This is a genomic window from Methylobacterium sp. Leaf91 (assembly GCF_001422815.1).
Lineage (GTDB): Bacteria > Pseudomonadota > Alphaproteobacteria > Rhizobiales > Beijerinckiaceae > Methylobacterium.
Map to the genome: position 1 here is coordinate 239729 of NZ_LMMP01000023.1, position 26521 is coordinate 266249.

General features: G+C 66.2%; 21 protein-coding genes and 1 tRNA gene. 14 read left to right on the forward strand and 8 right to left on the reverse strand.

What is annotated here, in order from left to right; translation table 11 throughout:
* The first annotated feature begins 8 nt into the window (after positions 1-8).
* Entirely contained in the window at positions 9-278 is a 270-nt protein-coding gene (locus ASF32_RS25995) for an alpha/beta hydrolase (RefSeq protein WP_200919150.1), read from the forward strand.
* 118 nt (positions 279-396) lie between these two features.
* Here the strand turns inward: ASF32_RS25995 and ASF32_RS15800 are convergent.
* From ASF32_RS15800 to ASF32_RS15825, 6 genes are all read right to left on the reverse strand, one after another.
* Positions 397-488, reverse strand: a tRNA-Ser gene (locus tag ASF32_RS15800).
* 12 nt (positions 489-500) lie between these two features.
* Positions 501-1331 carry a glycosyltransferase family 2 protein gene (locus tag ASF32_RS15805; RefSeq protein ID WP_056430216.1) on the reverse strand — a complete coding sequence of 277 codons (831 nt, stop codon included), beginning with the start codon at positions 1329-1331 and terminating at the stop codon, positions 501-503.
* A 100-nt stretch (positions 1332-1431) separates the two neighbouring features.
* A complete protein-coding gene (locus ASF32_RS15810; protein ID WP_056430219.1) occupies positions 1432-2970 on the reverse strand; it encodes an AMP-binding protein in 1539 nt (512 codons plus the stop codon).
* 123 nt (positions 2971-3093) lie between these two features.
* Positions 3094-4476, reverse strand: coding sequence for a methyl-accepting chemotaxis protein (locus ASF32_RS15815; protein WP_056430222.1), 1383 nt, complete (start codon positions 4474-4476; stop codon positions 3094-3096).
* Between the two features lie 512 nt (positions 4477-4988).
* Entirely contained in the window at positions 4989-7133 is a 2145-nt protein-coding gene (locus tag ASF32_RS15820) for an HWE histidine kinase domain-containing protein (protein ID WP_056430558.1), read from the reverse strand.
* A gap of 125 nt (positions 7134-7258) precedes the next feature.
* Positions 7259-7564 (reverse strand): SelT/SelW/SelH family protein, encoded by a 306-nt coding sequence (locus ASF32_RS15825; protein ID WP_056430561.1) that lies wholly within the window; start codon positions 7562-7564, stop codon positions 7259-7261.
* Between the two features lie 271 nt (positions 7565-7835).
* On the opposite strand from ASF32_RS15825, the gene ASF32_RS15830 reads away from it, so the two are divergent.
* The 11 genes from ASF32_RS15830 to rpmG all read left to right on the forward strand — a co-directional run bounded on the left by ASF32_RS15830 (position 7836) and on the right by rpmG (position 21174).
* Positions 7836-8417: a LemA family protein gene (locus ASF32_RS15830; RefSeq protein WP_056430563.1), complete on the forward strand. Its 582-nt coding sequence runs from the start codon at positions 7836-7838 to the stop codon at positions 8415-8417.
* Positions 8418-8424: 7 nt separating this feature from the next.
* Complete coding sequence (locus ASF32_RS15835; protein ID WP_056430225.1) at positions 8425-9213, forward strand: TPM domain-containing protein; 789 nt, start codon at positions 8425-8427, stop codon at positions 9211-9213.
* A gap of 1 nt (position 9214) precedes the next feature.
* On the forward strand, positions 9215-9826 hold the full coding sequence (locus ASF32_RS15840) for a hypothetical protein (RefSeq protein ID WP_056430227.1): 612 nt from the start codon (positions 9215-9217) through the stop codon (positions 9824-9826).
* A 107-nt stretch (positions 9827-9933) separates the two neighbouring features.
* On the forward strand, positions 9934-11994 hold the full coding sequence (locus ASF32_RS15845; protein ID WP_056430231.1) for a carbon starvation CstA family protein: 2061 nt from the start codon (positions 9934-9936) through the stop codon (positions 11992-11994).
* 5 nt (positions 11995-11999) lie between these two features.
* The gene (locus tag ASF32_RS15850; RefSeq protein WP_056430233.1) at positions 12000-12224 is read left to right on the forward strand and encodes a YbdD/YjiX family protein; all 225 of its coding nucleotides are present in this window, start codon (positions 12000-12002) and stop codon (positions 12222-12224) included.
* Positions 12225-12473: 249 nt separating this feature from the next.
* The gene (locus ASF32_RS15855; RefSeq protein WP_056430237.1) at positions 12474-13766 is read left to right on the forward strand and encodes a YjgN family protein; all 1293 of its coding nucleotides are present in this window, start codon (positions 12474-12476) and stop codon (positions 13764-13766) included.
* Positions 13766-14863 carry a M48 family metallopeptidase gene (locus ASF32_RS15860; protein WP_056430239.1) on the forward strand — a complete coding sequence of 366 codons (1098 nt, stop codon included), beginning with the start codon at positions 13766-13768 and terminating at the stop codon, positions 14861-14863. The genes ASF32_RS15855 and ASF32_RS15860 overlap by 1 nt, the downstream gene beginning before the upstream one ends.
* A gap of 159 nt (positions 14864-15022) precedes the next feature.
* Positions 15023-18250 carry an efflux RND transporter permease subunit gene (locus tag ASF32_RS15865; RefSeq protein WP_056430242.1) on the forward strand — a complete coding sequence of 1076 codons (3228 nt, stop codon included), beginning with the start codon at positions 15023-15025 and terminating at the stop codon, positions 18248-18250.
* Positions 18247-19602: an efflux RND transporter periplasmic adaptor subunit gene (locus tag ASF32_RS15870; protein ID WP_244478097.1), complete on the forward strand. Its 1356-nt coding sequence runs from the start codon at positions 18247-18249 to the stop codon at positions 19600-19602. The genes ASF32_RS15865 and ASF32_RS15870 overlap by 4 nt, the downstream gene beginning before the upstream one ends.
* A gap of 123 nt (positions 19603-19725) precedes the next feature.
* Positions 19726-20907: an MFS transporter gene (locus ASF32_RS15875; protein ID WP_056430246.1), complete on the forward strand. Its 1182-nt coding sequence runs from the start codon at positions 19726-19728 to the stop codon at positions 20905-20907.
* Between the two features lie 99 nt (positions 20908-21006).
* A complete protein-coding gene (gene rpmG, locus ASF32_RS15880) occupies positions 21007-21174 on the forward strand; it encodes a 50S ribosomal protein L33 (protein ID WP_056255359.1) in 168 nt (55 codons plus the stop codon).
* A gap of 80 nt (positions 21175-21254) precedes the next feature.
* Here rpmG and ASF32_RS15885 read toward each other — a convergent pair whose 3' ends face one another.
* Both ASF32_RS15885 and ASF32_RS15890 read right to left on the reverse strand, forming a co-directional pair.
* Positions 21255-21890, reverse strand: a complete 636-nt coding sequence (locus ASF32_RS15885) for a general stress protein (RefSeq protein WP_056430249.1) — start codon at positions 21888-21890, stop codon at positions 21255-21257.
* A gap of 50 nt (positions 21891-21940) precedes the next feature.
* On the reverse strand, positions 21941-22327 hold the full coding sequence (locus ASF32_RS15890; protein ID WP_056430254.1) for a hypothetical protein: 387 nt from the start codon (positions 22325-22327) through the stop codon (positions 21941-21943).
* Positions 22328-22724: 397 nt separating this feature from the next.
* Here ASF32_RS15890 and gor point away from each other — a divergent pair, with 397 nt between their 5' ends.
* Together gor and ASF32_RS15900 are read left to right on the forward strand one after the other, a co-directional pair.
* Positions 22725-24110, forward strand: a complete 1386-nt coding sequence (gene gor, locus ASF32_RS15895) for a glutathione-disulfide reductase (protein ID WP_056430257.1) — start codon at positions 22725-22727, stop codon at positions 24108-24110.
* 84 nt (positions 24111-24194) lie between these two features.
* Positions 24195-26492 (forward strand): FdhF/YdeP family oxidoreductase, encoded by a 2298-nt coding sequence (locus ASF32_RS15900; protein ID WP_056430569.1) that lies wholly within the window; start codon positions 24195-24197, stop codon positions 26490-26492.
* The last annotated feature ends 29 nt before the right edge of the window (positions 26493-26521 follow it).

Genomic DNA, 26521 nt, shown 5'->3' on the forward strand with positions numbered 1-26521 from the left:
GCTCGCCCATGTTGCGCGCGGCATCCGCGTTCGACGTCACCGAACGCATCGCCTCGCTCGCCATGCCGACGCTTTTCATGGCAGGCAACCTCGATGGGATGTCCCCGCCCGAGACCAGCCATCGCATGGCCGAGCGCGCGCCACAGGGCCGCTACGCCGAAATCGACGGCGCCGCACACATCTCCAACGTCGATTCAGGGGATCGGTTTTCAGCCCGACTGCTGGAATTTCTGGGTGAAGGGACGGAGAGGCCCGATATACCCGGATCAAATGGATAGAAGAATCTGCGGTGCGGGTGGATGGCGCCTGCCCCCACGGACTGCGCCCAATCAGAGACCCGCGGTGGTTGTGTATCGACCGCGCAGAATGGCGCACCATGGCGTAGAAGCGGCTAAATGGCGGAGACGGAGGGATTCGAACCCTCGATACCCCTTTCGGGGTATGCTCATTTAGCAAACGAGTGCCTTCAGCCGCTCGGCCACGTCTCCGTAGGGGTGGCTCTAGAATTTCGCGTCGGACGGGTCAACCCGCTTGGCCGGTTCAATAGGCGGCAACGGGGTGGAAATCAGCGCGCTGCGCCGTTCATAGTGCTTGGCGACCCGGAGATGGCGGGAGATCGCGTAGTTCGCGGCGGTGAGGAAGCCGTAGACGCCGCGGACGAAATGGCGCCGGCCGAGATAGGCCTTCAGGAAATTCAGCGGCAGTTCGACGAAGATCCGCCAGGTGGGAATCGTCACGCCGCGGGCTTCGAGGTCCCGGGCCTGCTGGTCGGAATAGCGGTTGAGCTTGTCGAGCTGATCGCCGAGCGAGCGCACGGAAAAGTGGTGGATGACCCCCTTCAAGCGTCCGACGCTGGCGCCGGGATCGAGCTCCACCCGGTCGTGGACGGGGGAGGGCGAGTAGCGCCCCCTGTCCTTGCGGTAGAGGCGCACGGGATGCAGGGCATAGGCCCAGGGATGGGGCCTCGACTCACCGGGGAAGATCTCCGCGATGGCGATGCGATAGGCCGGGTGGGCGGGTTCGCCGGCAGCGAAGAGGTCCCGGATGGTCCGGGACAGGTCCGGCGGCACCACCTCGTCCGCATCGAGGTTGAGCAGCCAGTCGTGACGGCAGACGGTCTCGGCGAAGCGCTTCTGCGGGCCGTAGCCCGACCAGTCGTTGTGGATCACGCGTGCGCCAAGCGATGCCGCCAGCGCCTGCGTTCCATCGGTGGAGCCGGAATCGACCACGACGAGGTCGTCCGTGAGGTCGCGCACGGCTCGGATGGTCGCGCCGATCCGGTCGGCTTCGTTGAAGGCGATGAGGAAGATCGAGAGCGGCGGCGCGGACATGGGGAGGGCTCTACGGCATCGGCCCGGCTGGCCGATACTGTTTTCTCGACAGTGTCGTCATGGATCGAGGATCGTCCCCCTAGGGCCGGCGGCGTCGTGCTCAGGCCGCGACCGGCTGGTCGCCCAACCGCTTGCGTTGGACCTTCCCGTTGGCGGTGCGGGGAAGCGCCTCCACGAACCGGATCTCGCGTGGGCATTTGTAGGCCGCCAGTCTCTCGGCGCACCAGGCGAGGATCGACGGCCCGTCCGCCTCCGCCCCTGGCCTCAGGACGACGAAAGCGGCGATGACCTTCAGGTCGGCCCGGACGGCGAGCTCAGCGACGCCGACTTCGGCCACGGAGGGATGCAAGCCGACCACGCCCTCGACCTCGTTGGGCGAGACCCGGTAGCCGAGGGCATTCATCAGGTCGTCGTTGCGCCCGTGGAACCAGAGGTAGCCGTCCTCGTCCAAGCTCGCGAGATCGCCGCCCGCGAACCATTCGCCGCGCAGAACCGAGGCTTCTTCGTCGGGCCGGTTCCAGTAGCCGAGCATCAAGCCTGGCTCCGTACGGTGGATGGCCAGAAGCCCGGTCTCGCCTTTGGGCAAAGGCTCGCTCGGCCCGTCCACGGGCAGGATCGCCACGCGGCGCCCGGGCTGGGGCATGCCGGGAGAACCGGGCTTCACCGGAATGGTGGGACCGCTGGAGATGTAAGTGGAGATTTCACTCATGCCGAGCGCCTCGTAGAGCGGCTTGCCGGTCCGCCGCGTCCAGGCCTCCAGCAAGTCGGCGGGCAGGGCCTCGCCAGCGGTGCAGCCGTGGCGCAGCCGGGACAGATCGCAGGAATCGAGATCGGCATATTTCAGGATCTGTCGGTAGACGCTCGGCACGGCGGCAAACAGCGTCGCACCGTGGCGGGCGATGAGACTGGGCCAGATGGCAGGATCACGGGGCCCATCGTAGAGCACGCTCGTGGCGCCGCAGGACCACGGATCGGTGATCCCGACGCCGAGCGTGTAGGTCCAGTTCATGGTGCCGGCATGCAGCATGACGTCGGCCTCCGTCAGCCCCAGCCAATGCGCATGCATGGGACGGCGCCCCCAGATCGCCCGATGGGCATGGAGCACGCCTTTCGGCCGGCTGGTGGTGCCCGACGTGTAGACCAAGGTCGCCGGATCGTCCGCTGCGGTGTCGGCATAATCCGCGACCGGCTCGGCACGCTTCATCAGGGCGATCTCGGAGGGGCCGAGGACGATGCGGCCCTCGGCCTCCGCCGCGTCGAGACGGTGGCCCGCCCCGGTCACCACGACGGCCGCACCGGAATTCTCCATGAGGAACGCGGCCTCCGCCGGCGTCAGTTGTGGCGAGGAGGGGAGGGCCACGAGCCCGGCGGCGAGCGCGCCGAAATACACGAGGACGTAATCCGCCTCGTTGCCCATCCGGATCATCACGCGGTCGCCGCGTGCGAGACCGAGGGACAGAAAGCCGGCGGCAATGCCGCGCACGGCCCGGTCCGCCTCGGCGAAGGTGAGGCGCAGCGTCTCGCCTTCCGCGCCCGCCATGACGAGCGCCGTCTTGCCTCCCCGCAGGCGCGCATTGTCCGCAAGGCAGTGGCGGGCGGCATTGAAACGGGCCGGCAGGGAGGCGTCCGGGTGGATCATTCGAAAGGTTCGGGCTCTCTCGTGGCGATGCGCTCAAGCCATGACGAAACCTGCGGCCGGCAACAAGAGCCGGCCGCAGGATGTCGATGGGTTTGCCTGAGCGTCATCCGCGATGAGCGGCGATTACGCAGCCTTGGTGTCTAGCAACTCGTTGGCGGCGGCGAGCATCGACTTCATGGCAGCGGAAGCGGCCTGATAAGCCGGCGTCCCCACGTCCCAATTGTTCGCGGCGACGGCATCGATCATCTTCTTCGCTTCTTCGAGAGCGGTCTTCTCGGCATGGGCAAGACGGGCCAGCGCCGGGTGATCGCGCAACGGGCCGTTCCGCAACTCCGTGCAGACGCTGTGGTTCGCAATGCCCAGCATCATCGCTTCGGTGGAGGCGGCCGGAGCGAGCCCGACCAGGATGCGGGCCAGCTTGCGCTTCCACATGCCCACATCCGCCGGCAGGCAGACCAGGCCATGAGCGCTGACGCGGCCGCTTTCCGCAGCCAAAGCGGTGCGGCCGAAGCTTTCCGCCTTCACGAGGCGGGTGGTGATCTTGTCGATCTCCTCGTGGGTCTTCGCGGCCTTGCCGGCAATGTTCTGGACGCTGGTGGAGATTTCGGCGGTGGCAGAGCGCTGCTGCGAGAGCATGTGCGAGATCGCCTGATTCAGGTCGCTCGCCTGCGAGATCCGCTCGTTGGTCTGCTCGACCCGCGTCTCCAATTGCTCGACGATCGCCCGGCCGGACGTGACGGCGCTGCGGCTCTCGCCGACGGCCACCGAGATGGCTCCCATTTCGGCCGTGAGGGTGCTGAGCAGGCCGCGGATTTCACCTGTCGACTTGGCGGTCTGGGCAGAGAGAGACTTGACCTCGGCGGCGACCACCGAGAACCCACGTCCGGCTTCACCCGCACGCGCGGCTTCGATCGTGGCGTTCAGCGCGAGCAGATTGGTCTGGGCGGAAATCGACGCGATGGCGGTCGCCATCACTTCGATCTGGGCGATGGCTCGCTCAAGCACCACGACGCGCTCTGAAATGAGCGAGGTGCGGGCTTCGATCTCCTGCATGGCGGATTTCGCCTGGCGTCCGTCGCCGATGCAGGCGCTCATGGCGGTCAGCGCGTCCTGGGCAACGGTGACGACCGTGTCGGACGTCTGAGAGACCTCGGCGATGGATGCCGCCAATTCCTCTGTTGCACCCGCGATCGTCTGCGTGGCGCTCGCCACCTCGCCGACATCGTAGGTCATCCAGCCGATATTGATGGCGGCCTCCGAGGCTTCCTTCGCCATGGACGCGATGGAGGACAGGCTACGCTGCTTATCGTCATCGCCATGGCTGCGAAGGCGTTCGAGGGCGGATTTGAGCCTACCGTCGGGCAGGTCGACGGCGGTCAAACCCTGGCTCGACATCAGTGCTTCGACGGCCGTGCTCAGACGAACCTCATCGGCCTCGATCTGCTGGGCAACGGCAGGCACCGCAGTCGTGTCGGAGGCGGGACGCTTGCGGGAGAAGCCAATCATAAATCTACAACCCTGAGATATCGATAGGGCAATGTAATAAACTCTATTGTTTAATAGTGCCTTAGCATACCCGCTCTCCGCGACCGCCGGAACGCGAGAATGGTCGGCTTCTTTGAGCCAGACGCCAGTCGTCAATGGTAACCAAGCGGCTGGATTCTAATATTTTCTTCTTTCGAACAGTATCCAGTCGGCTCCCCAAAAAACAGGATTACCAATCAAACCGCTGGTTCTTCTCCAGTATCACGCGTAGACGAAAATTGGCTGGCGCATACTCCAACCATGTATGTCGTCTCGCCATAAGAATTGATGTCGCGGCGGCACCGAACAAGAAACATACTTATAGTTGAATTCAATTTCGCCCAGTGTCGCACATGGGAGAGTAACTTTTTTGCGAAGTTCGCGCGCTCGACGTGAGTGACTGCATCGGATCGAAGGGCGAGCCATGGTGGGGCACCGTCCTCACGCGCATGTTCGGGCGAGCGCGCATGACGACTTGTTTTAGGCGCGAGCGATCAGGCCGAGTGAGGGAGAAGCGGTGCGGGTCGTAGCGGGACGAGGCCGGCCTTGCGCTCGAGCAAGGTCGGCGGCGGTACGGGCGCCTCGATCGAGCAGACAACCCCGGTGGGCTCGAACAGGAGCTGAACCTCGCCGGCAAGCTCGCGCGCCAGACTACGCTCGATGAGGCGGGAACCGAAGCCGGTGCGTGTCGGCTGCGTCACGGGCGGTCCGCCGTTTTCGCTCCAGCGCAGAAGGAGGCGGGTCTCCACGTCTTTAATGACTGACCAGGTGATTTTCACAGTCCCGCCCTCTTGCGAGAGCGAGCCGTATTTGACCGCGTTGGTGCCGAGTTCATGCAGCGCCATGGCGATGGAGAGCGCAAGCCGAGGTGGCAGGCGCAATTGCGGCCCGGACACGATGAAGCGGGATTGGCCCGCCCCGGTGGAATCGAGGGGAGCGATGGCATCCGCCACCACGTTGCCGAGTTCCGCCCCCTCCCAGCTTTCGCGGGTGAGCACATCGTGCACCCGGGCGAGGGCGAGCAGCCTCGCCTCGAACGCGGCCTTTGCCGCCGCCGCCTCCGCTGTGTCGAGGCCGCGCAGGGATTGCATGGCGATGGACTGGACGGTCGCGAGCGTGTTCTTCACGCGGTGGTTGAGTTCGTGGATGAGGAGCAGGAGATGCTCCTCCGCCCGCTTGGCGTCGGTGATGTCGACGTTGCAGCCGGTATAGCCGAGGAAGGCCCCGGTATCGTCGAGGCGTGGCACGCCTTCGCAACGCAGCCAGCGTACCTCGCCGTCGCGATCCACCACCCGGACCTCCGCCCTCACGGGAAGACGCTCGGCAAAGGCCTCGGAGAACTTGGACGTGAACGCCGTCTGGTCGTCCGGATGGACGATCGTCTGCCACCCGCCGGCCGCCAGCGCGCTGGCGGGTTTTCCGAACAGATGGTCGAAATGCAGGTTGGCGAAGCTGATCTCGCCAAGCTCGTCGGTCATCCAGATCAATGCGGGGGCCGAATCCGCCATGTGCCGGAACCGCGCCTCGCTCTCGCGCAGGGCCGAGAGCCCGCGCTCCGTCTCGGCGAGCGCCGTATCGCGCTCTTCGCTTCGCGTGCGCAGGCGCAGAGATGCGTCCGCCAGAACGTCGCCGAGGCGGCGGATCTCGTGGATCGGCGAGGTGATGCGCGGAATCGCTTCGCCACGGGCGAGCGCCGGGCCGGACGCCACGAGCCGGCGCAATGGCTGCGAAACCTTCGACCAGAGATTGATGGCGAGGATCGACGACGTCGCCAGGACGAGGAGGCCGAAGCCGGTAAAGGCCCAGATCCATCCGCGCAGCCGCGCGTCCACGAGCGCCTTCGGAATCACGGCGCTCACCGTCCACCCGGTGAGGCGCGAGCGCGCCTCGACGACCGTGACGGGGCGCATGTTGAAATCCTTGCCCTCCCAGACTCCCGGCGTGTCGGTCTGGCGCTGGCGAAGAGTCGCCAGGCGCGGCCGCCCGACGATGGAGGCCGGGTCGGGGATACGGGCGAGGGCGATCCCATCCCGGTCCGAGACCCCCGTCATCCAGCCCTGGACGTATTCCCGGCTCAGGATGCCCTGGAGCCGGTTCACCGGCGCGAGAAAGCTCAGCAGGTAGACGACTTCGCCCTCGTTCTGCACCGGGACGGCGATGGCGTAGGTCGCCCGGTCGGGCATGCTGCCCGACAGGATGCCGGAGATCATGGCCCGCTGCGTTCCGGATGTCAGCTCACGGTCGAAGGGCAAGGCGGTCTTCGGCAATGGGGCCCCGCGCGGGACCGACGTATTGACCAGTTGCTGCCCGTCCGGTTGGCGCAGGAGGATGTCGAGCCCGACGGTTTCGCGAACGAGGCGTGCCTGGGCGTCGAAATTCTCGAACTCCGCATCCTTCAGGCGGGGCGACGTCGCCAAGGTCTGCAGCACGGAGACGAGGCCCGCCGTGTCGCGGTCGATGGACAGGGCGATGCCGCGAACGTTCTCGCGGGCATCCTGTTCGAACCGTGCCCGCTCTGTTCCGGCATAGCGAAACAGCAGGATCGCGGTGAACAGAAGCCCGGGCCCGATCAGCGCCACGACGAGGGCGATCAGGTAGACCTGGGTCGAGAAGCCTCGATCCCGGATGCGTGCGAACAGCCGGCCAGGTGCCGTGCCCTGCCACCCACCGGTTCTCGTCCGTTCGAAAGCAGGTTCCATTTCGCTCTTGGACTCGGCGCTCTTCGGCTCTTGGTTCTTGATCTTGGCTTTCTCCGTCTCGGCGTTCATGGCCTATCGATGTGACCGAGATCCCGGCTCGGCGCCAGCCGATCGCGGACGCGCTGCTTCAAGGTCTTCACGTCGGGAAATCCCCCGTCCCGCGTTCGGTCCCAGATCGTCTCCGACCCGCAGACGATGATGAAGACGCCGCCTGTCCCCGGCACGAGGGCGACTTCGCCGACCTCGTCGCGGAAAGTGGAAAGAAGCTCCTGCGCCATCCAGCCGGCACGCAGGAGCCACTGGCACTGCGTGCAGTAGGTGATGGAAACCCTCGGTTTTTCGACCCGGGGGGTAGGTGGCAGTTCATCCATGGCCGGCACAGCGACCCATGCACGCTGCCTTGTCAACCTGCCCTCGTGGGAGTTCGACCACGGGATGTGCGTGGAGTTTCGTCGCGGACGCATCGCGATCCGGCCTTTCACCGGCGGTATCACGCCCTATCTCAACATGCGTCGCCGGGCGGCAGGGGCGTGGACGCGCCATGCCGCGCCCGTCCACGAGGAGCCCCCGATGTTGTCAGTTCTGCGTCCCGACGCCACCGCGACCTTCGCGCCTTCGCCTCGACCCTCGGTGTTTCGCCGCATGCGGTCCGCGCTCGTCGCCGTCGCCCTGGCCACGACCCTCTCGGGCTGCGGCGCGATCAACCGGGTGCCCACGCTGGAGGAGAGCGCGAAATCCTCGTGGAGCGAGGTTCAGAATCAGTATCAGCGCCGTGCCGACCTGATCCCGAATCTCGTGGAGACTGTGAAGGGCTACGCGCAGCAGGAGAAGGATGTCCTCGTCGGTGTCACGGAAGCCCGCGCCAAGGCCTCCAGCGTGAAGGTCGATGCCTCCACGGTGTCCGATCCCCAGAAGTTCAAGGAATTCCAGGACGCGCAGAATCAGCTCTCCGGCGCCCTCGGGCGGCTCCTCGTCACCGTGGAGCGCTATCCCGATCTGAAGTCGAACCAGAACTTCCTCGCGCTGCAATCCCAGCTGGAAGGCACGGAGAACCGGATCGCCGTCGCACGCCGCGACTATATCGGCGCCGTCCAGGCCTACAACACCGAGGTCCGCACCATCCCCGGCCGCTGGATCGCCGCGTGGTTCTATCCGGAATCGAAGCCGATGGAGACGTTCACGGCGACGCCCAATTCGGACAAGCCTCCGTCCGTGAAGTTCTAGCGCGGTGATGAGGGCGGCGTTTCTTCGAGGGCGCGCGCTCGCGCCGGTCCTGGCGTTCGTCCTCGTCGTCCTGGCGGGGATGGTGCTGCTGGCGCGCGGCGAGGCTCTGGCCGCAGAGCCGACCTTCCCGTCCCTCAGCGGTCGCGTCGTGGATGCGGCCGGGATCCTCAAGCCGGACGAGATATCGGCACTGGACGCACAGCTGAAGGCCTACGAGGAGAAGACCTCCGATCAGGTCGTCGTCGCGACGGTGCCGAACCTGCAAGGGCTGACGATCGAGGATTACGGCAACCGGCTGTTCCGCTCCTGGGCCATCGGGCAATCCAAGACCAACAACGGCGCAATTCTGCTGGTAGCGCCAAACGACCGTAAGGTGAGGATCGAGGTCGGCTACGGCCTCGAAGGGGCGCTGACCGACGCCTTGTCGAAGGTCATCATCACCACGTCCATCACGCCCCGCTTCAAGACAGGCGATTACGGCGGCGGCATCAAGGCCGGAATCGATGCCATGCTGTCGATCCTCAGCGGCGATGCCGAGGAATGGCAGCGCAGGGGCAAGGTACGCAGCGACGAGGCCGAGCCGTCCCATGTCATCGGCTTCATCATCCTGTTCCTGCTGATCCTGTTCGTCGTCTACCGGATGAATCGCGGCCGCCCGGGTAGCGGATTCATCATCCTTCCCGGGCCATCGTCCGGCGGCTGGAGCGGTGGCGTCTCGGGCGGCTTCGGTGATGGCGGCGGCTTCTCGGGCGGAGGTGGCTCATCGGGAGGAGGCGGCGCCTCCGGGGATTGGTAGGATGCTGAGCGACACCGACAGGACGCGGATCGCCGGAGCGATCGCCAAGGCCGAATCGACGACATCGGCGGAGATCGTCGTTCTCGTCGCCGCCCGCGCCGGGCTGTACCGGTCCGCAGCCCTTGTGCCGGCGCTGGCCCTCGGGCTCGCGGTGCCCTGGCCACTGATACTGTTCACGCCGTGGAGTGCGGCGTCGATCGCCCTGACGCAGGCTGCGGTCGTTCTCCTGGCGCTTGCCGCAGCCTCCCATCCGCGAACCCGTCTCGGCCTCGTTCCCCGCTCGATCCGGCGGGCGCGGGCCCATGAGGCGGCGACGAGGGAATTCGCCGCGCGCGGACTGGCCGGGACGCGCGGGCGAACGGGCATCCTCATCTATCTCGCCATCGCCGAGGGGCATGCCGAGATCGTCGCCGATACGGGCATCGCCTCGCGCATCTCCCCGGCGGCGTGGTCGTCGGCGATCGACTCGCTTCTCGCCTCGCTCCGACGGCGCGAGGCGACGGAGGGCCTCGTCACGGCCGTCGAGTCCATCGGCGCCATCCTCGAGCGACACCTGCCGCGCCGGCCGGGTGATATCGACGAGTTGCCGAACCGGGTGATCGTCACGGACTGACAGCGTCCGCGTCTTTGTATTTTTCTCCTCTGGCCCCGAAAGAATTTTTGAGCCAGAAGAGCCTTGACGATCCGCCATCAAGGACGGGTCGCGGGAGCGAGACGTCGATGAGTGCGATACAGAAGCACGGGCCATGGGCCCTTGTCGGTGCGTTGGGCGCGGCAGCCCTGGCGATTGTCGCCACCAGCCGTGGCGAATCGATCAACGCCTTGTGGATCGTCGTGGCCGCGGTCTGCGTCTACCTCATCTCCTACCGGTACTACTCGCTCTACATCTCCGAGAAGGTGATGCGCCTCGACCCGGCGCGCGAGACACCCGCTCACCGTCACAATGACGGGCTCGACTACGTTCCCACCAACAAGACCGTCCTGTTCGGCCACCATTTCGCGGCGATCGCAGGCGCGGGTCCCCTCGTCGGCCCGGTCCTGGCCGCGCAGATGGGCTACCTGCCCGGCATGCTCTGGATCCTGGCCGGCGTCGTGCTCGCCGGCGCGGTGCAGGACTTCATGATCCTGTTCATCTCCATGCGCCGCGATGGGCGCTCCCTGGGTGAACTGATCCGGGCCGAACTCGGTGTGATCCCCGGCGTGATCGCGCTGTTCGGCACTTTCATGATCATGGTGATCCTGCTCGCCGTCCTGGCGATGATCGTGGTCAAGGCGCTGGCCGAGAGCCCCTGGGGCACCTTCACCGTCGCGGCCACGATCCCGATCGCCATCCTGATGGGCCTCTACGCCCGCTTCGTCCGGCCGGGCAAGATCGGTGAGGTCTCGATCCTCGGCTTCATCCTGCTCATGGCCGCCATCATCGGCGGCGGCCAGATCAACGAACACCCGGTCTGGGGCCCGGCCTTCACCTTCACCGGCACCCAGCTCACCTGGATGCTGATCGGCTACGGCTTCATCGCCTCGATCCTGCCGGTCTGGCTCCTGCTCGCCCCGCGCGACTATCTCTCGACCTTCCTCAAGATCGGCACCATCATCGGCCTCGCGCTCGGCATCGTCGTCGTCGCCCCGCACCTGCAGATGCCGGCCATGACGAAGTTCGTGGACGGCACCGGCCCGGTCTGGGCGGGCTCCCTGTTCCCGTTCCTCTTCATCACCATTGCCTGCGGCGCGGTCTCCGGCTTCCATGCGCTCATCTCGTCGGGAACGACGCCGAAGCTCCTCGACAACGAAATGGACACCCGCTTCATCGGCTATGGCGGCATGCTGATGGAGAGCTTCGTCGCGATCATGGCGCTGGTCGCCGCGAGCGTGATCGATCCGGGCATCTACTTCACCATGAATTCGCCCGGCGCCCTGCTCGGCACCTCCGCCGAGACGGCGGCGGCTGCGGTGACCAATCTCGGCTTCCCGATCACACCCGAGGTGATCACCCAGACCGCCAAGGACGTGGGCGAGCATTCGATCATCTCGCGCACCGGCGGCGCTCCGACCCTCGCCGTCGGCATGGCCCACATCATCTCGTCCGCCATCGGCGGCAAGACGATGATGGCCTTCTGGTACCATTTCGCGATCCTGTTCGAGGCCCTCTTCATCCTCACTGCCGTCGATGCCGGCACGCGTGCGGGACGCTTCATGCTGCAGGATCTGCTCGGCCTGATCTCACCGACCTTCAAGGACACCACGGCCTGGGCACCCAGCATCCTGGCCACGGCACTTTGCGTCTCGGCCTGGGGCTACTTCCTCTACCAGGGCGTCACCGACCCGCTCGGCGGCATCTACACCCTGTGGCCGCTCTTCGGCATCTCGAACCAGATGCTGGCGGCCGTGGCGCTGACGCTCGCCACCGTGGTGATCTTCAAGATGAAGCGTGAGCGCTACGCCTTCGTCACGATCATCCCCACCGTCTGGCTGCTGATCTGCACCCTCAATGCGGGCTGGCAGAAGATCTTCTCGGCCGACCCCAAGATCGGCTTCCTGTCCCATGCCGACCGGTTCTCGGCGGCGATCGCCGAGGGCAAGGTGCTGGGTCCGGCCAAGAACATGGTCGACATGCACAAGATCGTCTTCAACGACCGGATCGACGCGGCACTCGCCGTGATGTTCGTCGGCCTCGTCGTCGCCATCGCCGCCTTCGGCATCATGGCTTGCGTCAAGGCCTATCGCGCCGAGCGCTGGACGGCCCTCGAAAGCGGCGGCCCCACCGCCGTCCCGGCGGAGTAACCGATATGGCGCTGTCGTCGATGGAACTACGGGATCGGCTGAAGACCTTCTCGAAATGCGTCTGCGACGGCGCCCGCCTGATGGTGGGGCAGGGCGACTACGAGGCCTATGCCGCCCATATTCGCCGGACCCATACCGATCAGGAGCCGATGAGCGAGCGGGAATTCTACCGGAATAGGGAGAATGCCCGGTTCGGTGTGGGTAACCGGAACGGATTTCGCTGCTGCTGATCCAGTCTATCCCCTTCGGTGACGACCCCTTCGGCGAGACAGATCTTCCTCTCTATCGCGATCATGCGACGAAGACGTTTCGGGCTCCGGTCTCGGAGTTGAAATTCCAAGACCGGAGCGGGGCTTTTTAACGACGTCGGCGGCCCCATACTTCATCGGTGCAAGAGCATACCGATCTAAAGTCGTATCGGCGGGTGGCCTCATCTGGGACGATAGGCTTATATGTCGCCTCCCGAGAGAGGAGGTCTCATGTCGCAGCCGCCAATGACCGAGACGCGATCCGGGATGGACCGCTCCGGCGCGATCACCTTCGACAGGACACTCAGGGGCCTCACCGGCGTCGCCGTCCGTGGCTTCCTCCTGTCCCTCGTCACCTTCGGCATCTACCGATTCTGGTACGTCACCGAATTGCGGCGCTACTTCTGGAACAGGACCGTCGTCGACGGCAGCCCGGCCGAGTATTCCGGGACCGGCAAGGAACTGTTCCTCGGCTTCCTCGTCGCCGTCGCCATCCTGATCCCGGTCTACGTCCTGATCTTCGTCGCGACGATCTCGGCGCCCTGGCTCGCGGCCTTCGGCAGCCTCCTGTCCTTCCTCATCCTCTTCGTCCTCGGCCAGTTCGCGGTCTATCGCGGCCGGCGCTACCGCGCCTCGCGCACCCTGTGGCGTGGTATCCGCCTCGGCCAGGACGGATCGGCGATCACCTATGCGCTCATGGCCATCGGCTGGTCGCTGCTGACGCTCCTGACCCTCGGCCTCGCCTTCCCCTTCATGCGGGCGAGCCTAGAGCGGTACCGGATCAATCACACCCTGATCGGGTCGAGCCGGATGGAATCGACCGCGCGCGGGCGCTCGCTGCTGCTTCCCTGGCTGGCCTTCTACGTGGTTGTTTTCCTGCCCATCGTCGGAGCGCTGCTCGCCTTCCTCGTGGCTACCGATTTCAACATTCCCGACGACCTGTTCGTCCCCAAGGAGGGGGGCAAACCCGGCGAGACGGAGTTCAACAGCGATTACGACGGCACGCCCATCGCCACGTTCGGGGCGCTTCTCCTCAGCACGCTCGGCATCACGTTTCCCCTCGGGCTTCTGCTCATCCCCTTCTACCGGGCGCGGGAGACGCGGCTCTTCATGAACGCGGCCAGCCTCGGCTCCGTGCACCTTTCGTCCACCCTGAAGGCCCGCCAGTTCTACTGGCCCTATTTCGTCTACCTTCTCTCCGTGATCGGCTTCGTCCTGATCCTCGGCCTCGTCATCGGCGGCGGCGGTCTGCTCCTGCAGACCCAGGGCATGGAGAGCGGATTCCACTGGATGCTCGTCCTCGGCATGGTGTTCGGCTATCTCGGCGGCGCGCTGTTCTTCGCGGTGCTCTATGTCCGGGTCATCACGGCGCGGCTCTGGGCGGCGGTCGCGACGACGACGGTGGTCGAGAATGCCGGCGGCCTCGATGCCGTGCTCGCGTCGAGCCGGCGGGTGGGCAGCGGACTCAACGAGGGCCTCGCCGACGCGCTCGATGTCGGCGGCGCGCTCGAAGTGGGGTTCTAGTGCCGGCACATGCGGTCTACGGCACGTACTCCGATGGCTTGAGCGCCAGGGCCCATCCGGTGACCCTGGTCCTCGAGGACAGCCTGGAGATCACCGGGCAGGACCTACGCCTCGCCTGGACACTCGCCGACCTCGCGGCCGGCGACACGGCGGCCCCGCTCATGCGGGTCGGCCCGGCGGGACGTGCCGAGCGGGTCGAGTTCACCGACGAGGCCCTGGCCGCCGCGCTGAAGGATCGCTGTCCGGACCTATACCGATCCGACCCCTCCGCCTCGGGCGGTCGCCTGCGCCTCGTCCTGTGGTCGATCGCGGCCGGGATCTCGGTGATCGGTCTGGCGATCTACGGCGTCCCGGCCATCGCGGTGCGTCTGGCGCCCGTCGTCCCGGCAGCGATCGAAGCGCGGCTCGGCGGGGCGGTGGACGGGCAGATCGGCAAGATTCTCGGCGACCCGCCGGTCTGCAACGATGCCCCGGCGCGAGCCGTCCTCGACCGGCTGATCGAGCGGATGACGGCGAATGGCGGCCTGCCGGTCGATCCGGCGATCACCGTCAGGCGACACGCCATCGCCAATGCCCTGACCCTTCCCGGCGGGCGGGTCGTCGTGCTGTCGGACCTCATCGATCAGTCCCGCACGCCCGACGAATTTGCCGGCGTGCTGGCTCACGAATTCGGCCATGTCGCCGCGCGCGACCCGATGCGGGCTCTGCTGGCGGCGAGCGGAAGCTCGTTCCTTCTCAGTCTCGTGCTGGGCGACCTGACCGGCTCCACGATCCTCGTCGCGGTAGGCCAAGCCGCTATTTCGGCCGGTTATTCGCGCGAGGCGGAGAACGCGGCGGATACCTATTCGGTGGAGGTCATGAGCCGGTCGGGCGGGGATGCCACGGCGCTGGCGACGATCCTCGAACGCATCGCCAAGGACGACGAGAAGGCCGAGTTCGCGAGCCTGCTCCGCAGCCATCCCTTCACGAAGGAGCGCGCCAACCGCATCCGCGCGATGGCGGGCACGGAGACGGTCGGCCGGCGCATTCTCGACGAGACCGAATGGGCAACGCTCAAGGGCATCTGCCGCAACGTGCCGGCCAAAACCGCGAAATAGGCGCGGTCCTGGGCGGAGCGTATTCGCGCACCGGTTACATCCGGAAACAAATATCCTGCCCCGGTCCGCCGATTGCGTCGCGGCGTCACGTCTACAGCTGACCTCGTGGCGTGCGACGAACGTGGTACACCAGCCCGAACAGGTTTGCGCGGATACCATATGGGCCTCGTCCAGTATGCTCTGAAGTTTCGCATCACGGTCTACGTCCTCGCGGTGCTGATGATGCTCGGCGGCGCGGCCTCGGTGATCGTGGCGCCCAAGGACGTCCTCCCGACCGTGGATATTCCGGTGGTCGTGGTGGTGTGGACCTATACGGGCCTTTCGACCTCCGAGATGGAGCGTCGCATCACGACCTATGCGGAGTTCTCGCTCTCGAACAACGTCAACAACATCGCTCGGATGGAATCGACGACGCTGCAGGGCACCGCGATCCAGAAGGTCTATTTCGACCAATCGGTGAGCATCGATCTCGCCATCGCCCAGACCGTCTCGGCGATGAACTCGATCCGTTCGACCATGCCGCCGGGGGTGCAGCCGCCCATCGTCCTGCGGTTCTCGGCCTCCTCCGTCCCGGTGATCCAGCTTTCGCTCTCCTCTACCAGCGAGAGCCTGACCAAGGTCTACGATTACGCGCAGTACCGCATCCGCCAGCGCCTGACCCAGGTGCCGGGCTCGACGCTGCCCTCGCCCTTCGGCGGCACGCCGCGCCAGATCATGGTCGATCTCGACCTTCAGGCCCTGCGTGCTCTGGGCCTGACGGCGCTGGACGTCACCAACGCCATGACGGCGCAGAATCTCACCGTGCCCTCCGGCCTCGCCAAGATCGGCGAGCAGCAATACCCGATCCAGCTCAACGCCACGCCGGACGCCATCGAAGCGCTCAATCAGGTGCCGATCCGGGTGGTCGGCGGACAGCCTGTGCTGGTGCGCGACGTCGCCAATGTCCGTGACGGAGGCCCGCCGCAGGTGAACATCGTGCGGGCCGACGGCCTGAACTCGGTGCTGATGCGCATCTTTAAGAACGGTACCGCCTCGACCCTCGACGTCGTCAACAACGTGAAGAAGGCCCTGCCGGACATCCGCGCCGCCGCCCCGGAGGGAATGGCGCTACGCGAATTGTTCGATCAATCGGTCTTCGTCTCCGCCGCCATCGAGGGCGTGATCCACGAGGCAGTCATCGCCGCCGCGCTGACCGGCCTGACGATCCTGCTGTTCCTCGGCTCATGGCGCTCCACCATCGTGGTGCTCGTCTCGATCCCGCTCTCGATCCTGACCTCGCTCGCAATCCTCACGGCGTTGGGCGAGACCATCAACGTCATGACGCTTGGCGGGCTCGCCTTGGCGGTGGGCATCCTCGTGGACGACGCAACGGTGGCCATCGAGAACACCTACCGGCTGTTCGAGGAGGGCGAGCCGTTCCGAAAATCCGTGGTGGAGGGCGCGGCCGGCATCGCGAAACCCGCGCTGATCTCGACGCTCTCCATCTGCGCCGCCTTCGTCTCGGTCTTCGCCCTCACGGACACGCCGAAATACCTATTCACGCCCCAGGCGCTCGCCGTCGTCTTCGCGATGCTGACCTCCTACGTCCTGTCCCGCACCCTGGTGCCGGTGCTGATCGACGTGCTCGTGGCGCGGGAATACGAGGAGCATCACGGCAAGGGTGGGCAGTCTCCGCAGCGGGGCCGCATCGCCCGTGCGCTGGGCTGGGCATTCGGGCCGATCTTCCGCCTCGCGGGCTGGTTCCGGCAGGGATTCGAAGCCCGGTTCGCCCGCTTTCACCGTAGCTATCTCGGCCTGCTCCACGTGGTCCTGCGCCGCCGCGTCGTCACCCTCGCCACCGTGGCGGTGATCTTCGCGGGCACGGCAGGCCTGTTCGGTTTCGTCGGCCAGGATTACTTCCCACAGGTCGAATCGAGCCAGATGACGCTGCATCTGCGCACCCGTCCGGGCATGCGCATCGAGACGGCGGTGCAGACCTTCGCCGAAGTCCAGACCGTCGTCCGCGAGGTCATCCCCGAGGGCGAGATCGACCAGGTTCTCGACAATCTCGGCCTGCCGGCGAACAACTACAATTTCGCCTTCTCGGACGGGTCGTTCGTCGCCAACAACGACGGGCAGATGCTCATCAACTTGAAGGAAGGCCACGGCTCGGTCGCCGGCTACACCAAGCGATTGCGCGAGGTGTTGCGCGAGCGCTTTCCCGACCTGATCGTCTATTTCCAGCCCTCCGACATCATCACGCAGATCCTCAATTTCGGAACGCTGGCGCAGATCGACATCCAGGTCTCGGGCCGCAACACCGCCAAGGACCTCGCCGCCGCGCAGAACATCGTCCGTCGCCTCAAGGAGACGCGCGGGGCGGTGGACGTCCACCTCCACCAGATCGTCGGCACGCCGCAATTCTTCGTAGACGTGGACCGGCGCCTCGCCTCCGAGCTCGGCCTCACCGAGCAGCAGATCGCGCAGGGCCTCAACGTCTCCCTGTCGGGGTCCTTCCAGGTGACACCGAATTTCTGGACCGACCCGAAGACCGGCATCCCCTACCAGCTCTGGGTCCAGACCCCGGAATATCGCAACGACAGCCTCACGGCGATCCAGAACACCCCGCTCCTCGTCAGCGGCAATTCCGATGCGCCCGGCGTGCTGACGCTGCTCTCCAGCGTCTCGACCATGCGCCGCGAGGGGTCGCAGACGGTGATCAACCACGTCAACACGCAGCCGACCTTCAACATCTACGCGGCGGTGCAGGATTCCGATCTCGGTTCGGTGGCGAAAGACATCCGCCGAATCGTCGAGGAGGAACAGAGAGCCCTGCCGGCCCCGGACAAGATCACCGTGCGCGGGCAGATCGAGAACATGCAATCGGCCTTCTTCCGCATGGGAATCGGCCTCTCCATCGCCCTGGTGGCGGTCTACTTGCTGATGGCGGTGAACTTCCAGTCTTGGGGCGACCCGCTCGTGGTGCTGGCGGCGCTCCCGCTCGCCTTCTGCGGAATCGTGGCCAGCTTGTTCATCACCGGCACGACCTTCTCGATCCCGTCGCTGTTCGGGGCGATCATGTCGGTGGGCATCGCTTCCGCCAATTCCATCCTCCTCGTCACCTTCGCCAAGGAGCACCGGGAGGCCACCGGCTGCAGCGCGACCGAAGCCGCGCTCCTGGCGGGCGAGACCCGGCTGCGGCCAGTGCTGATGACGGCAGGCGCGATGTTCCTCGGGTTGATCCCGATGGCCCTGGGGACGGGGGAGGGCGGCGAACAGAACGCGGCGCTGGCCCGCGCCGTCATGGGCGGCATCGCCATCGGTACGCCCTCGACCTTGCTCTTCGTGCCCTTCCTCTACACCCTCCTCAGGCGGGGCGAGGTCAAGCCGCTTCAGGATTACGCATGAGCGGGAACAGCCCTGGTGACGCGATCGATGAGAAGACCGGCACGGTGACGGCTCCTGATTCGAGTCATGGTTCGAGTCATGGATCGGGGCGAGACCCGGAGGAGATCCCGCCGCCGCCGGGGAAGGGGCCGTTCCTCGTCGCCGGGCTCATTGCCGTCGGCCTGCTCGGCTGGGGTGGTTACGGCCATTGGCAGAAGGCCGCCGCGGCGCAAGAGACGCAGCGCAAGGCGAGGGAGTTCGTGCCGAAACTGCGGACCATCGCGGTGGAGCGGGCCGACCAGCCCATTGACATCACCCTGCCCGGACAGACCGACGCCTTCGCCAGGGCGTCCCTCTTCGCCCGTGCCACGGGCTACATCGCAGAGCGCCGGGTCGATATCGGCACGCGGGTCAAGCAGGGCGACATCCTCATCCGCATCGCCGCCCCCGATCTCGACCAGCAGCTGGCGCAGGCCCAGGCGCAGGTCGGCCAGCTCGAAGCCCAGCTGCTCCAGGCGAGGGCCATGGTCGATCAGGCGAAGGCCAACGTGAATCTCGCCACCGCCACCAACAGCCGCACCTCGACCCTCGCCGTGCAGGGCTGGGCTTCGAAGCAGAACGCGGACAATTCCCAGGCCAGCGTCCTGAGCCAGGGCGCGAGCCTCGCCTCGGCGGAAGCGGGGGTGAAAGTGGCCGAGGCCAACATCAAGGCGCAGCGCGCCACCGTGGACCGCCTGAAGGCACTGACCGGCTTCAAGGACGTGATCGCCCCCTTCGATGGTGTCGTGACCGCCCGTAGCGTCGATGTCGGCGATCTCGTCCAGGCGGACGGCACCGGCACCGCCCTGCTGTCCATGGACCGGGACGACGTCCTGCGCGTGGTCGTCAACGTGCCCCAGAATCTCGCCGTCGGGGTGAGTCCGGGCGTCGCCGCGACGATCAAGGTGCCCCAGATCCCGGACCGGACCTTCTCCGGCAAGGTCGAGCGAAGCTCCGTCGCCCTGCTGACCTCGTCCCGAACCCTGACCACGCAGGTGGACGTTCCCAACCGCGACGGCAGCCTGCGGCCCGGCCTCTACGTCTACGTGACGCTGAAGGTGCCGCGGACGGCGAGGAACACGGTCATCCCGGCCGAGGGCCTCGTCTTCAATCAGCGCGGCACCCAGGTCGCGATCTCCCGCGAGGACGGCACGGTGGAATGGCGCGGCGTCCATATCCAGCGCGACCTCGGCACCACCATCGAGATCGACCAGGGATTGGACGGGGGCGAGCAGATCGTCCTGAGCCCGCCCGTCGACCTGCGCGATGGGCAGAGGATGGAGCGCCAGGCACCGAGGCAGGAGGGAAAGCCCCTGAAATCGGCGGCGCGATAGCACCGGCTGGCCGGGGCGCAGGCCAGCCCAGCCGTCCGGCAGGTTCCGTCGAAGGCGGATGATGGCGTAGAGCCTCACCGTTCGGTGCGCCCGCTCGCGCCTCCCCCGGAACGCCCCACGATCATGCTCGACCGCCCCGCCTCGGACACTCTCGATCGCGCTCATGTGGCGGCGATGAGCGCCGCGATCACCTGTGTCGCGGTGGTCGGCATCGGCCTAAGCCTGTCGATCCCGCTCCTCTCCCTCGAGATGGAGCGCATGGGCGTGTCGAGCACGGTCATCGGCATCAATACGGCCCTGGCGGGTCTCGCCAGCATCGTCACCGTGCCGTTCGTGCCGCGTCTGGCCGCCCGGATCGGCGTCGTACGGCTTCTCATTCTCGCGATCTTCATCGGCGCGGCCTCCCTCATCGGGTTCAAGCTGCTCCACGATATCCGTTGGTGGTTCCCCCTCCGCTTCGTCTTTTCGGCGACGCTGGGCGTGCTCTTCGTCCTGTCCGAGTTCTGGATCAACGAGGTCGCGCCCCCGGCCCGGCGCGGCCTCGTCATGGGCATCTACGCGACGGTCCTGGCCCTCGGCTTCGCGGTGGGTCCGACGCTCCTCGTCCTCATCGGCACACAGGGCTACGCGCCGTATTGTGCGGGCGCCGCCCTGTTCCTGCTCGGCACCGTGCCCATCGCTCTGGCGCGCGGTCTCTCCCCCGAGATCGAAGGGTCCGGTAGTCGCGGTGTGCTCGGCTATGTCCGGCTGGCCCCCGCCGCCATCTTCGCGGCCCTCGTCTACGGTGCCGTCGAGACCGGGGGATTCGCCATCCTACCGCTCTACGGCCTGCGGATCGGGCTCGATGCGGAGAGCGCCGCCGGGCTCGTCAGTATGCTCGCTCTCGGCCACGTCCTGTTCCAGATCCCCTTCGGCCTCCTGGCCGATAGGTTCGACCGTCGCCGCCTCCTCCTCGCCTCGGCCCTGGGTGGCGCCATCGGCGCGGCCTTGATCCCGGCGGCGTCGGCATCCCCTTTCTGGCTCGCCATCCTGCTGCTGATCTGGGGCGGCCTGACCGGCACGCTCTACACGGTCGGCCTGGCCCATCTTGGGGCCAGCGTGCGCGGGGCCGAACTCGCCGGCGCGAATGCCGCCTTCCTGATTTTCTACAATGTCGGCCTGATGGTGGGGCCTCCGATCATTGGCGGCGGCATGGACCTGATGCCCCCTCAGGGCTTCGCCCATGCCATGTGCGGCGTGCTCGTCGCCTATGCCGGCCTCGTCCTGTGGCGGCTTCGGAAAACCGCCTCGGCCTTGACGAAGTGAGCCCGATGAGGCAATGACCGCGCGGAATTCAGCCGGTCCGTGCCGGCCATTTTGCGTTTCGCTCAAGCGGAATGCCGCCACCTTCAGGAGCACCGCGCCATGGCCAAGGCCGTCACCGTCAAGATCAAGCTCATCTCGACCGCCGATACGGGCTACTTCTACGTTACGAAGAAGAACTCCCGGACGCAGACCGAAAAGCTGTCCATGAAGAAGTACGACCCCGTCGTGCGCAAGCATGTCGACTTCAAAGAAACCAAGATCAAGTAAGCTTCGTCTCCCCTTCGAGACGGCATGAAAAAGCCGCCCTTTCGGGGCGGCTTTTTCCGTTCGTGGATGGGTCGTCTCGGTTAGAGCGAGGCGGTGGGGTAGGAGCGCACGCCGGTACGGTTGCCCGGGACCGTGGTGGCCTCGGACGGCGTGGCGCTCGGCGCGGTCCAGCCTTCGGCCTTCCAACCCTCTGCGCGCTCGGTCACGTTCACCGAGCCGTGCTCCTCGAGAACGTCCATCACCAGCGACGCGCGGGCATCGTCGGCCTTGACGGTCACGAGGGTACCGCCGCGACGCACGCCTTCGCTGTAGGTATGCGCATCGGCCTCGCTCAGACCGGCGCCGGTCAGGCCGCCGACGAGACCGCCGGCCGCGGCACCGATGCCGGCACCGGCGAGCGTCGTCACGAGCCAACCGGCGGCCACGACGGGACCGACACCGGGGATCGCCAGCAGGCCGAGGCCCGTCAGGAGGCCGGCCGCGCCGCCGAGGAGCGTACCGACGCCGGCGCCCGTCCCGGCACCGGTCGATGCCGTCTCGGCGGTGTCGGTGCGGGTATGATCGCCGGTCGCTACACGTCCGGCATGCCGGTCGTTCTCGTTGCTGCTGACGATGCTGATGTCGCTGTGGCTGATGCCCGAGGCTTCGAGCTTGGCGACGGCCTTGCTGGCATCGTTATAGGAATCGTAGAGTGCGGTAATGGTCTGGTTTGCCATGGGATCGTTCCTCTCAATGTATCGACAAGTCTGCGACGTCCGAGATGTCGCTACTGAGCAGCGACGTTGCCCTTGAAGTCGACGCCGACGGTGACAGGCTTCCCGTTGAGCGTTGCCGCCCCGCGCCAGATGCCCTTGTCGTCCTTCTTGAGTTCCTTGACGTCCTTGTAGCCGGCCTGTTCGAGGCGGCTCCGGGTCTGGCCCTCGGTGAAGCTGTTCGCGCCTTCTTCCAGCTTGGCGTTGGTAGCCGCCTGGGTGGTGGCGGGGTTCTTCGCATCGGGCTTGTCGGTGTTCGGGCGCGTCACGGATTCTTGGCCGCCAGACTTGGCGCTGGTCTCGGCATCCGTGGCGGGCTTGCCGGTCACGGTGGTCTGAGCATAGGCCGTGCCCGAGCCTAGAAGTGCCACAAACGCGAGTGTAGCCAGCTGATGTCGCATGTTATTCTCCCTCGATCGGACCTATTCAATCCGGAAGGAAGCGAAAGCGTTCCGTCGAGATGTCGCAACGCATCATCTCGAAGCGTGGCTTTATCTCGAAGGGAAATTGATTTTTCTATTCGCCCTCTCCCGCACCTGTTCCATTTCGTTGGCTAGATTATTGTTCCATGAAATTACGACAGCACCTTCGCTTGCTCGGCCCGAAGCTGTCGCCGGTCTCTGGATCGCCGATCTCGACCGGCCCGATCCGTGCCCTCAGTGACGAACCGAAGCGGAAGCGTTGAATTTCGACGCGCGGCGATGACGGGCATCGTGTTCCTGCGATAGAGCGGACAGAACCAGCCCCGCGTTCCGCCAGGATCGCCGAACCTGCATCCGTCGCTGTGAGGAGCCTGCCATGACCGACGAATTCGATGTCGATCTGTTCGTCATCGGTGGTGGCTCGGGGGGTGTGCGCGCAGCACGCATCGCCGCCGGCTACGGCGCCAGGGTCAGTCTCGCCGAAGAGTACCGGATCGGCGGCACCTGCGTGATCCGCGGCTGCGTCCCGAAGAAGCTGATGGTCTATGCCGGGCGCTTCGCCGACGAGTTCGAGGACGCGGCCGGTTTCGGCTGGTCGGTGAGTGAGCCGCATTTCGATTGGAGCGTGCTGAAAGCGCGCCGGGACGCCGAGGTCTCGCGCCTCGAATCGATCTACGACACCAACCTCGAACGGATGAACGTCACGATCATCCCCGAACGGGCCGTCATTGAGGACGCGCATACGATCCGCCTCGTCGCCTCGGGTCGCCGCGTGCGCGCGAAGTACATCCTCGTGGCGGTGGGCGCGTATCCGGTGAAGGTGCCGGTCATTCCCGGCGGCGATCTCGGCATCACCTCCAACGAGGTCTTCGAACTCAAGACCCTGCCGAAGCGGATCCTGGTCATCGGAGGTGGCTATATCGCGGTCGAGTTCGCCAGCGTCTTCGCGCATCTCGGCTCGCGCACGACCCTGCTGCACCGGGGCGACCGCCTGCTACGCGGGTTCGACGATGAGGTCCGCGACGCCCTCGGCCTCGCCTATGAGAAGCGCCTGGATCTTCGGCTCAACCAGACGGTGGAGCGCCTCGAACGGGGTGAGGGCGGCATTGCCGCGACTCTCGGCGACGGCAGCGTCCTCGAGGTCGATCAGGTTCTCGTCGCCACCGGGCGCAGGCCGGCGGTCACCGGCCTCGGCCTGGAGGCCGTGGGGATCGAGACCGACGAGAGCGGTGCGATCCCGGTGGACGCCTTCTCGCAGACAAGCGTGCCTTCGATCTACGCGGTGGGCGACGTCACCAACCGCGCCGCCCTGACGCCCATCGCCATCCGCGAGGGCCATGCCTTCGCCGACACCGTATTCGGCGGCAGGCCGTGGGCGGTGAACCACGAACTCATCGCCACCGCCGTGTTCTCGACGCCCGAGATCGGCACCGTCGGCCTCACCGAGGAGCAGGCGCGCGAGCGGTTCGAGACTATCGATGTCTACAAGTCGAGCTTCCGCCCGATGAAGGCGACGCTGTCCGGCAGCGCCGAGCGTGTCCTGATGAAGATCATCGTGGACTGCGCCAGCGACCGGGTGCTCGGCGTCCATATCGTCGGCCACGATGCCGGGGAGATCATCCAGGCCGTCGCCATCGCGGTGACGATGGGAGCGACGAAGGCCGATTTCGACAGGACCATCGCGGTCCATCCCACGGCGGGCGAGGAACTCGTCACCATGCGGGTGCCCGCCGTGACCAAGCGGCCGGAAGGAGTGGGTTAGAGCCGCACCCCGGAACACGCACTCGGCGCCGCCGTTGGGCTCTGAACCGATTCATCGGCAAAGGCCCAGCGAATGACCGACAAGATGGCGGAGCCGAAGATCGAGGCCTATGACGGGCCGGCCGGCGGCTGGGGCTCGGCGCAATCTCTCACCGAAATTCTTCTGCGGGAAGAGATTCCCGTCTCCGGCGCGGCGCTGCTGATGAAGCAGAACAAGCCGGACGGCTTCATGTGCGTGTCCTGCGCCTGGGCCAAGCCCGCCAAGCCGCTGACGTTCGAATATTGCGAGAACGGCGCGAAGGCGACGGCCTGGGAGCAGACCGCCAAGCGCTGCGGACCCGACTTCTTCGCCAAGCACACGGTGACGGAACTCCGCAGCTGGACGGATTACGCCCTGGAGGAGCAGGGCCGGCTCACGCATCCGATGCGCTACGACCCGGCGAGCGATCGTTACGTGCCGGTCTCCTGGAACGAGGCGACGGCGGCGATCGGCCGGGAATTGCGCGCCCTCGATCCGAAATCGGTGGTGTTCTACACGTCGGGCCGCGCCTCGCTGGAGACGTCCTACATCTACGGGCTCTTCGCCCGGATGTACGGCAACAACAACCTGCCCGACTCGTCCAACATGTGCCACGAGCCGACCTCCGTCGGGCTGAAGGCAGCGATCGGCGTCCCCGTCGGGACGGTGGTGCTGGACGATTTCGAGACGACCGACCTGATCCTGTTCTTCGGCCAGAATGTTGGCTCGAACGCGCCCCGGATGCTGCACCAGTTGCAGGAGGCCCGCAAACGCCGGGTTCCGATCATCACCTTCAACCCGCTGCGCGAGCGCGGATTGGAGCGATTCACCAACCCCCAGTCGGTGGTGGAAATGGCGACAGGCCACGCCACCGAGATCTCGACCCAGTACCATCAGGTCAAGGCCGGCGGCGATCTCGCGGCGATCACCGGGATGTGCAAGGCGCTTATCGCAGCCAACCGGGAGGCGCTGAAGGTCGGGCGCCCCGGCATCCTCGACCGGAGCTTCATCGACGAACACACCCATGGGTTCGACGCCTTCACGGCCTATTGCGAGTCACAGGATTGGGCGGCCCTCGAAGGCCGGTCGGGTCTCACCCGCGCTGCCATCGAGGCGGCGGCCACCGTCTATGCCCGCGCGCGTGCCGTCATCGGCGTCTACGGCATGGGATTGACCCAGCATCGCAAGGGCACGGAATCCGTGCAAATGCTCGTGAATCTCCTCCTCCTGCGCGGGAATATCGGGCGGAAAGGCGCCGGGCCCTCTCCGGTTCGGGGCCATTCCAACGTTCAGGGCCAACGCACGGTGGGGATCACCGAGAAGCCGGAACTCGCGCCGCTGGACATGCTGAAGGAGCAATACGGTTTCGAGCCGCCGCGCGAGAAGGGCCTCAACACGGTGGAGGCCTGCGAGGGCATCGTCTCCGGGGATGTGAAGGCCTTCGTCAGCCTCGGCGGCAACTTCGTCCGCGCCGTGCCCGAGACGGTGCAGATGGAAGAGGCGTGGCCGAGCATGCGCCTCACCGTGCAGATCTCGACCAAGCTCAACCGCTCGCACCTCATCAACGGCGAGGTCGCCTATATCCTGCCCTGTCTCGGCCGGATCGAGATCGACACCCAGGCGAGCGGTCCGCAGGCGGTCTCGATGGAGAGCTCGACCTCGTGCTTCCATGGCTCGCGGGGCAAGACCAATCCGGTAAGCGAACAGGTCCGCTCCGAGCCGTGGATCGTCGCCGAGATCGCCAAGGCGACCCTGGAGCCGAATCCAAACGTTCCCTGGGACGCATGGGTCGGTGATTATTCCCGCATTCGCGGGGCCATGGAGGCGACCTACCCCTCGGTGTTCCACAATCTCGAAGGCCGGATGTTCGAGCCGGGCGGCATCCACAAGCCCCTGGCCGCCCGCGAACGCCGCTGGGAGACGGAGACCGGCAAGGCCAATTTCACGGTTCCCGAGGGGATCGAGGCCGATCCCGACATGCCGCTGCGGAGCGCCGAGGCCCTCGACCTCATCACGTTGCGCTCGAACGACCAGTTCAACACCACCGTCTACGGCTACGACGACCGGTTCCGCGGCGTGAAGGGCACCCGGATGGTGCTGTTCATGAATGCCGCCGATATCGCCCGGCTCGGCTTCGCCGATGCCCAGATCGTCGATGTGACGACGGTCGCCGACGATAGAGTCCGTTCGGTGAAGGGACTTCGCATCGTCGCCTACAACATCCCGCGGGGGAATTGTGCGGGCTACTACCCGGAGCTCAACCCGCTCATCCCGCTCTGGCACCATGACGAGCAATCGAAGACGCCGGCCGCCAAGGCGATCCCCGTGACCATCGCCCGCTCGGCCTCGACCCTCCAGGGTTGAGGTCGCCGCGTCCTCCGGCGCCTGGAGGT

Excerpts from the sequence above, each read along its gene's own strand:
- ASF32_RS25995 (WP_200919150.1), top strand. The coding sequence starts at position 9 with ATGTTGCGCGCGGCATCCGCGTTCGACGTCACCGAACGCATCGCCTCG.
- ASF32_RS15805 (WP_056430216.1), bottom strand. The coding sequence starts at position 1,331 with ATGTCCGCGCCGCCGCTCTCGATCTTCCTCATCGCCTTCAACGAAGCC.
- ASF32_RS15810 (WP_056430219.1), bottom strand. The coding sequence starts at position 2,970 with ATGATCCACCCGGACGCCTCCCTGCCGGCCCGTTTCAATGCCGCCCGC.
- ASF32_RS15815 (WP_056430222.1), bottom strand. The coding sequence starts at position 4,476 with ATGATTGGCTTCTCCCGCAAGCGTCCCGCCTCCGACACGACTGCGGTG.
- ASF32_RS15825 (WP_056430561.1), bottom strand. The coding sequence starts at position 7,564 with ATGGATGAACTGCCACCTACCCCCCGGGTCGAAAAACCGAGGGTTTCC.
- ASF32_RS15830 (WP_056430563.1), top strand. The coding sequence starts at position 7,836 with ATGCGGTCCGCGCTCGTCGCCGTCGCCCTGGCCACGACCCTCTCGGGC.
- ASF32_RS15835 (WP_056430225.1), top strand. The coding sequence starts at position 8,425 with ATGAGGGCGGCGTTTCTTCGAGGGCGCGCGCTCGCGCCGGTCCTGGCG.
- ASF32_RS15840 (WP_056430227.1), top strand. The coding sequence starts at position 9,215 with ATGCTGAGCGACACCGACAGGACGCGGATCGCCGGAGCGATCGCCAAG.
- ASF32_RS15845 (WP_056430231.1), top strand. The coding sequence starts at position 9,934 with ATGAGTGCGATACAGAAGCACGGGCCATGGGCCCTTGTCGGTGCGTTG.
- ASF32_RS15850 (WP_056430233.1), top strand. The coding sequence starts at position 12,000 with ATGGCGCTGTCGTCGATGGAACTACGGGATCGGCTGAAGACCTTCTCG.
- ASF32_RS15855 (WP_056430237.1), top strand. The coding sequence starts at position 12,474 with ATGTCGCAGCCGCCAATGACCGAGACGCGATCCGGGATGGACCGCTCC.
- ASF32_RS15865 (WP_056430242.1), top strand. The coding sequence starts at position 15,023 with ATGGGCCTCGTCCAGTATGCTCTGAAGTTTCGCATCACGGTCTACGTC.
- ASF32_RS15870 (WP_244478097.1), top strand. The coding sequence starts at position 18,247 with ATGAGCGGGAACAGCCCTGGTGACGCGATCGATGAGAAGACCGGCACG.
- ASF32_RS15875 (WP_056430246.1), top strand. The coding sequence starts at position 19,726 with ATGCTCGACCGCCCCGCCTCGGACACTCTCGATCGCGCTCATGTGGCG.
- rpmG (WP_056255359.1), top strand. The coding sequence starts at position 21,007 with ATGGCCAAGGCCGTCACCGTCAAGATCAAGCTCATCTCGACCGCCGAT.
- ASF32_RS15885 (WP_056430249.1), bottom strand. The coding sequence starts at position 21,890 with ATGGCAAACCAGACCATTACCGCACTCTACGATTCCTATAACGATGCC.
- ASF32_RS15890 (WP_056430254.1), bottom strand. The coding sequence starts at position 22,327 with ATGCGACATCAGCTGGCTACACTCGCGTTTGTGGCACTTCTAGGCTCG.
- gor (WP_056430257.1), top strand. The coding sequence starts at position 22,725 with ATGACCGACGAATTCGATGTCGATCTGTTCGTCATCGGTGGTGGCTCG.
- ASF32_RS15900 (WP_056430569.1), top strand. The coding sequence starts at position 24,195 with ATGGCGGAGCCGAAGATCGAGGCCTATGACGGGCCGGCCGGCGGCTGG.